This window comes from Phenylobacterium aquaticum (assembly GCF_022695515.1).
GTDB classification, from domain to species: Bacteria; Pseudomonadota; Alphaproteobacteria; order Caulobacterales; family Caulobacteraceae; genus Phenylobacterium; species Phenylobacterium aquaticum.
On the sequence record NZ_JALDPT010000077.1, the window covers coordinates 1 to 5,471 of the forward strand.

Below are 5,471 nucleotides of genomic sequence, written 5' to 3' on the forward strand. Positions count from 1 at the left end.
GGCCCTGCCGGCCGCCGCGCAATCCGTCGACTACGGCTCCCTGCAGGAGCTGTTCAACGAGCCGGTCACCACCTCGGCCACCGGCTCGCCCCAGCGCTCTACCGAAGCGCCGGTCGACATGACCATCATCTCCGCCGCGGACATCAAGCGCTCCGGGGCGACCGACATCCCGACCATCCTGTCGCGGACCGCCGGGGTCGACATCCTGCCCTTCGCGGCCGGCGCCTCTGAGATCAGCGTGCGCGGCTACGACCAGGCCCGGTCGCCGCGGATGCTGGTGCTGGTCAATGGCCGTCAGGTCTATCTCGACCACTTCGGCTACACCGACTGGCACACCCTGCCGGTGGCCCTGGAGGAGATCCGCCAGATCGAGCTGGTGCGGGGCCCCAACAGCGCCCTGTTCGGCTTCAACGCCGTCTCCGGCGTGGTCAACATCATCACCTACAATCCGAAGTTCGACGCGGCCAACAGCGCCACGGTCCAGGCCGGCGGCCTGGGCTACGCCTCGGCCAGCCTGGTCCAGACCTACGCCCTGGGCGGCAGCCTACACGGCCGGCTCTCGATCAGCGCCGACAAGCAGGACGAGTGGTCGAACAGCAATCCGGCCATTCTGCCCTCCCAGCTCTCCAATCCCTGGGCGACGCGGGCCGCGCTGGACGTGGTCGGCGAACTCGCGCCCAAGACCGATCTGCGGGTCGAGGCCTCCTGGTCCAATTCCGGCCAGACCGAGATGCTGTCGAGCTATTCCTATGTCGCCCACCGGGTGCAGACCGGCTCCGCCAAGGCGACGGTCGACGCCGACACCGCCTTTGGGTCGATCCAGGCCCAGGCCTATGTGAACAAGCTCGATTCGCTCGCCGCGCCTCTGCACTACAAGAACACCATCTGGGTGGCCCGGGTGCAGGACCTGCTCAAGATCGGCACGGCCCACACCGTCCGGTTCGGGCTCGAATATCGCGACAACAAGGTCAATACGACGCCGGTGACCGGCGGCGAGGTCGGCTATCGCGTCTGGTCCCCCTCGGCCATGTGGAACTGGCAGACCAGCAAGACGGTGGCGCTCACGGCGGCGGTCCGCCTGGACAGCCTGAAGCTCAGCCGCACGGGGACCTTCCCCGCCGGCGTGCTGGTGACCAGCAACTCGGCCTGGGACAAGTCGATCGACAAGGTCAGCGCCAATCTCGGGGCGGTCGTCGCTCTGACCGACGCGGACACCCTGCGGCTCACCGCCGCCCGCGGCGTCCAGGCCCCGACCCTGGTGGAGCTGGGCTCGCGCCAGGTGCTGCCCACCACCGCCCCGCCCAAGGGCACGGCGACCCTAGGCAATCCGAATCTGCAGCCTGCGCTCGTGACCAGCTATGAGGTCGCCTATGAGCGCGAGCTGCGCAGCCTGCGCGCCCATGTGGCGGTCAAGGCCTTCGCCCAGACCACCGAGGACGTGAAGAGCGGGGTCTCCAAGTTCCAGATCGATATTCCGGCGACGGCCACGACCTATCCGGCGATCACCTATCTCAACATCGGCAAGTCGCAGATGAAGGGGGTGGAGCTGTCGGGCGCCGGCAAGTTCGGGACGGGCTTCCGCTGGAGCGCCGACACGACCTACGTCGACATCAAGGACAAGCCGATCCCCGGCTACAGCCCGATCCTGCGCCTGGCGGCGTTCGGTGAGACCAGTCCGAAATATCGCAGCAACCTGTCGGTCGGCTGGACCAATGACCGCTGGGCGGCGGACGTCTATGTCCACAGCGTTTCGAAGTTCAACTCCTACACCGCCAACCAGACGCTTGAACCGGTCGCCGGCTACACCTCGGTGGCGGCCCGGGTCGGATACCAGACGGCGTCGGGACTGACCCTCGCGCTCAGCGGCCAGAACCTGCTGGACGACGGTCAGTTCCAGGCCAAGTCGACGGGGCTCGCCGCCGAGCGGCGGATCCTGCTCTCGGTCTCGAAGAGCTGGTGATCAGGGGGCGGGGGTTCAGGCCCCCGCCATCTCGGCGATGATCCGGCGCGCGGCGGCCTGGGGGTCGTTGGCGCCGGTGATCGGCCGGCCGCAGACGATGTGCGAGGCGCCCGCCTTGATGGCGTCGGCCGGGGTCGCCGCCCGGGCCTGATCGTTCTTGGCCGCCCAGTCGGGCCGCACGCCCGGCGTCACCACCAGGAAGTCCTTGCCGCCGATCGCGCGGGCCAGAGCCGCCTCGTGCGGGCTGGCCACCACCCCGTCGCAGCCGGCGTCCAGCGCCTGGTGAATGCGCCGCTCGACCAGCGCCTTGGCGGTCTCGGCATAGCCCATTTCCACGAGGTCGGCGTCCGACAGGCTGGTCAGCACGGTGACCGCCAGGATCTTCAGGTCCGAGCGCCCGCGCCCGCGCACAGCTGAGGCCATGACCTGGGGCTCGCCGTGCACGGTCAGGAGGTCGCAGCCGGTGTCGGCCAGGACGGCGGCGGCCCGCTGCACCGTGGTGCCGATGTCGTGCAGCTTCCAGTCCAGGAACACCTGCTTGCCCTGGGCCTTGAGCGCCCGGGCCAGCGCCATGCCGTCGGTGGCGAATAGCTCCAGCCCCACCTTGTAGAAGCTGACCGCCTCGCCCAGGGCCTCGACGACCCCTTGCGCCTCGGCGGTGGTCGGCAGGTCCAACGGCACGATCAGGCGCGGATCGGCCTTCACGGGAAGCTCGGCGACGAGACTGGACATGGGCGGACTCCAGGCAGGTTGACGCGGCCTCGCACGGGAGGTCGGCGGACGCGGCGAATTGGGCTAAGACCGTCCCATGAGCCCTCAGAACTTCGCGGTCAACTTTTTCGTCGCGCTCTTCGCCCTGATCGATCCGATCGGAAACGTGCCCCTGTTCGCGGCCGCGACCTCGGGGGTGCGGGGCAAGGATTCACGGCTGATCGCGATCTATATCGCCCTGTTCGTGCTGTTCTTCCTGACCTTCTTCTACTTCACCGGCGTCAGCCTGCTGGCCTTCTTCGGCATCTCCCTGCCGGCCTTCCGCATCGCCGGCGGCATCATCCTGTTCCTGCTCGGCCTGGACATGGCCGCGACGACTTCGTGTCCACCTTCTCCGGGGCCGGCGAGGGCGAGGCCGGCGAGGGCCGGGCCCATGCGCGCAAGCGATTCGAGCGGATGATCGTGCCCTTCGCCATGCCGCTGCTGATCGGGCCGGGCGCCATCTCCACCGTGGTGATCTACGCCAGCGAGGCCAAGGCCTTCGGCCTGTCGGGCGCGGCCATCGGCCTGGGCGTCATCGCGGCGATCTCGCTCTCGGTCATGCTGTCCTTCTGGGCCAGCCCCCTGATCAGCCGGGTGATGGGCCGCATCGGCATGACCATCGTGGTGCGGGTGCTGGGCCTGATCCTCTGCGCCATGGCGGTGCAGTTCGTGATGGCGGGCGTCGCCGACGCCACCCACGGGGTCATCCTGGAAAAGGCCTCCGCCCCCTACAAGGACGCGCGCTGACCCCCGTCCGGCGGGGCGTCCAGCCGGTTGTAGGGATACTGGTCGCAGATCTCGTCAGCGAAGAAGGCGTCGCGGGATCCGGCGTCGAGGAAGCTGCGATGCACCTCCCCGGGGACGCCGACATAGATATAGGCGCAACCGTCCTCGAACTGGACCGTCTGCTTGGCGCGGGATTCGTCATAGCGAATCGCGGCGATGGACGCGGACTCGACAGGCATCCTGGACCTCCTGGAGGGCCGTGGGTTTGAAGGAAAACGCCTGAAAGCCGTGGGATGGTTCCCGCACGCCCTTCCTTATGCGAACTTCACGCTCAATCGGCCGACACTGATCCGGGCCGGAACAAGGGGGAACCATGGAACCGCACTACGAAGTGGCGATCGTCACGCTTTTGGCGCTGCTTGTCTATTTCTGGATGGGGCTGCGCGTCGGCGGCGCTCGTCAAAAAACCGGCATCAAGGCTCCGGCCATGACCGGCGACCCTCACCTGGAGCGCAATGTCCGGGTCCAGGCCAACACCCTGGAATGGCTGCCGATCTTCCTGCCCAGCCTGTGGTTGTTCGCCGTGTTCTGGAACGACCGGATCGCCGCGATCGCCGGCCTGGTCTGGATCGTCGGGCGCATCCTCTACGCCGTCGGCTACGTGGCCGATCCGGGCAAGCGTGAGCTGGGCTTCCTGGTCCAGTCGCTCGCCGTCGCCGTCCTGCTGTTCGGGGCGCTCGGCAAGATCGTCTGGACCATGGTCTCGACCGGAACCTATTAGGGCCTTTCGGGCGGGGCGCGGGGGGCCTATCTGGCGCAGGCCATGGTCCAGCTCCCCGTCGATCCCGCCCGCTTCGCCACCTTCCTGGGGGTGATGGCCGTCATGGCGGTCACCCCGGGGCCCGCCAATGTCTTCGCCATCGCGACGGGCGCCGAGAAGGGCAAGGCCGCGGCCCTGACCGCGGTCGCCGGCATGAACCTCGCCACCCTGGTCTGGTTCGCCGCCGCCGCCCTGGGCCTGGGCGGGATCATCCTGGCCTTTCCCCGCGCCTTTCATCTCGTGGCCCTGGCCGGCGCCGCCTATGTGGCCTGGCTGGGGGTCAAGAGCCTGCTGGCCGCGCGCCAGGCGGGCGGGGAGCTCGCTCCGTCGCGGTTCAAGCCCGGGCGATCGGCGCTGCGCGACGGCTTCGCGGTGCAGATCTCCAATCCCAAGGCGGTCCTGTTCTTCACCGCCGTCCTGCCGCCCTTCCTTGATCCGCATCGGCCGTTGCCGAGCCAGCTCCTGGCCTTCGCCTGTGCGACGATCGGCTTCGACCTGATCTCGATGAGCAGCTACGGCCTGGGCGGAGCGGCCCTGGCGGCGCGGATGACGGAGCCCGGGTTCCGGCGGGTGTTTCAGGTGGGCGTCGGGCTGCTCCTGCTCGCCGCCGCGGCCCTGATGGCGCTTCGCCACTAGGCCGGGCGACGCGGCGTTACTGCCATTTTGGGTATAATTCTTTGAAAAATCGAGCGAAATCCCGCGGACCGGACCGGCGTGCGCGGGGGTGCGTCAAGATGTCCGCTCAAGTCTAGCCGATGGGGAGGGGGCAGAAACCTCCGCCGGCCATACCGCGTGGGGACTTGACTAAAACTCTACTTGTCCCGGGCGACGTCCCTACATTCGCGCGAAATTAATTGCGCGGAGTTGTCAAAAATCAGGATCATCATCGATAACGACGATATTACCTGTCGGTATGGCCGGCGTCATTTTGTGATTAACCAAAAGTATGACGAACCTGATACTAGGTAATGTCGCAATTATACTTTCCAAAAATAGGTAAACGACTCGGTCATATTTGAATTCATTTCCCACCCGCGTCATCTTCCGGGCATCGGCCCAATGGGGCGAGGGGAAAAGATGCAAACTCAATTCAAGACATCGCTGACGGCGCTCGCCGCGGCGCTGGCGCTGGCGGCGCCGGGGATCGGCCATGCGGATGCGGCCAAGGACCTGGGCGTGGCGGGCCGCGCGCTCACCTTCCTGGAGAACGGA

At 67.4% G+C, this 5,471-nt stretch carries 5 protein-coding genes and 1 pseudogene; 4 read left to right on the forward strand and 2 right to left on the reverse strand.

The genetic code is table 11. From position 1 onward, the window contains the following. Nucleotides 1-1,960 (forward strand): TonB-dependent receptor plug domain-containing protein (locus MQH10_RS26000; RefSeq protein ID WP_242566872.1); only part of this gene is annotated, 1,960 nt, incomplete at its 5' end. Between the two features lie 15 nt (nt 1,961-1,975). On the opposite strand, the gene pyrF is transcribed toward MQH10_RS26000, so the two are convergent. Then, nucleotides 1,976-2,665: an orotidine-5'-phosphate decarboxylase gene (gene pyrF, locus MQH10_RS26005; protein WP_242566876.1), complete on the reverse strand. Its 690-nt coding sequence runs from the start codon at nt 2,663-2,665 to the stop codon at nt 1,976-1,978. Between the two features lie 103 nt (nt 2,666-2,768). Here pyrF and MQH10_RS26010 point away from each other — a divergent pair. Then, nucleotides 2,769-3,460: pseudogene (locus MQH10_RS26010) on the forward strand (MarC family protein). Here the strand turns inward: MQH10_RS26010 and MQH10_RS26015 are convergent. After that, nucleotides 3,442-3,678, reverse strand: a complete 237-nt coding sequence (locus tag MQH10_RS26015) for a KTSC domain-containing protein (RefSeq protein WP_242566873.1) — start codon at nt 3,676-3,678, stop codon at nt 3,442-3,444. The pseudogene MQH10_RS26010 and the gene MQH10_RS26015 overlap by 19 nt on opposite strands. Before the next feature lie 134 nt (nt 3,679-3,812). Here MQH10_RS26015 and MQH10_RS26020 point away from each other — a divergent pair, with 134 nt between their 5' ends. Both MQH10_RS26020 and MQH10_RS26025 read left to right on the forward strand, forming a co-directional pair. Beyond that, nucleotides 3,813-4,220 (forward strand): MAPEG family protein, encoded by a 408-nt coding sequence (locus MQH10_RS26020; RefSeq protein ID WP_242566874.1) that lies wholly within the window; start codon nt 3,813-3,815, stop codon nt 4,218-4,220. Between the two features lie 42 nt (nt 4,221-4,262). Beyond that, nucleotides 4,263-4,895, forward strand: a complete 633-nt coding sequence (locus MQH10_RS26025; protein WP_242566875.1) for a LysE family translocator — start codon at nt 4,263-4,265, stop codon at nt 4,893-4,895. The last annotated feature ends 576 nt before the right edge of the window (nt 4,896-5,471 follow it).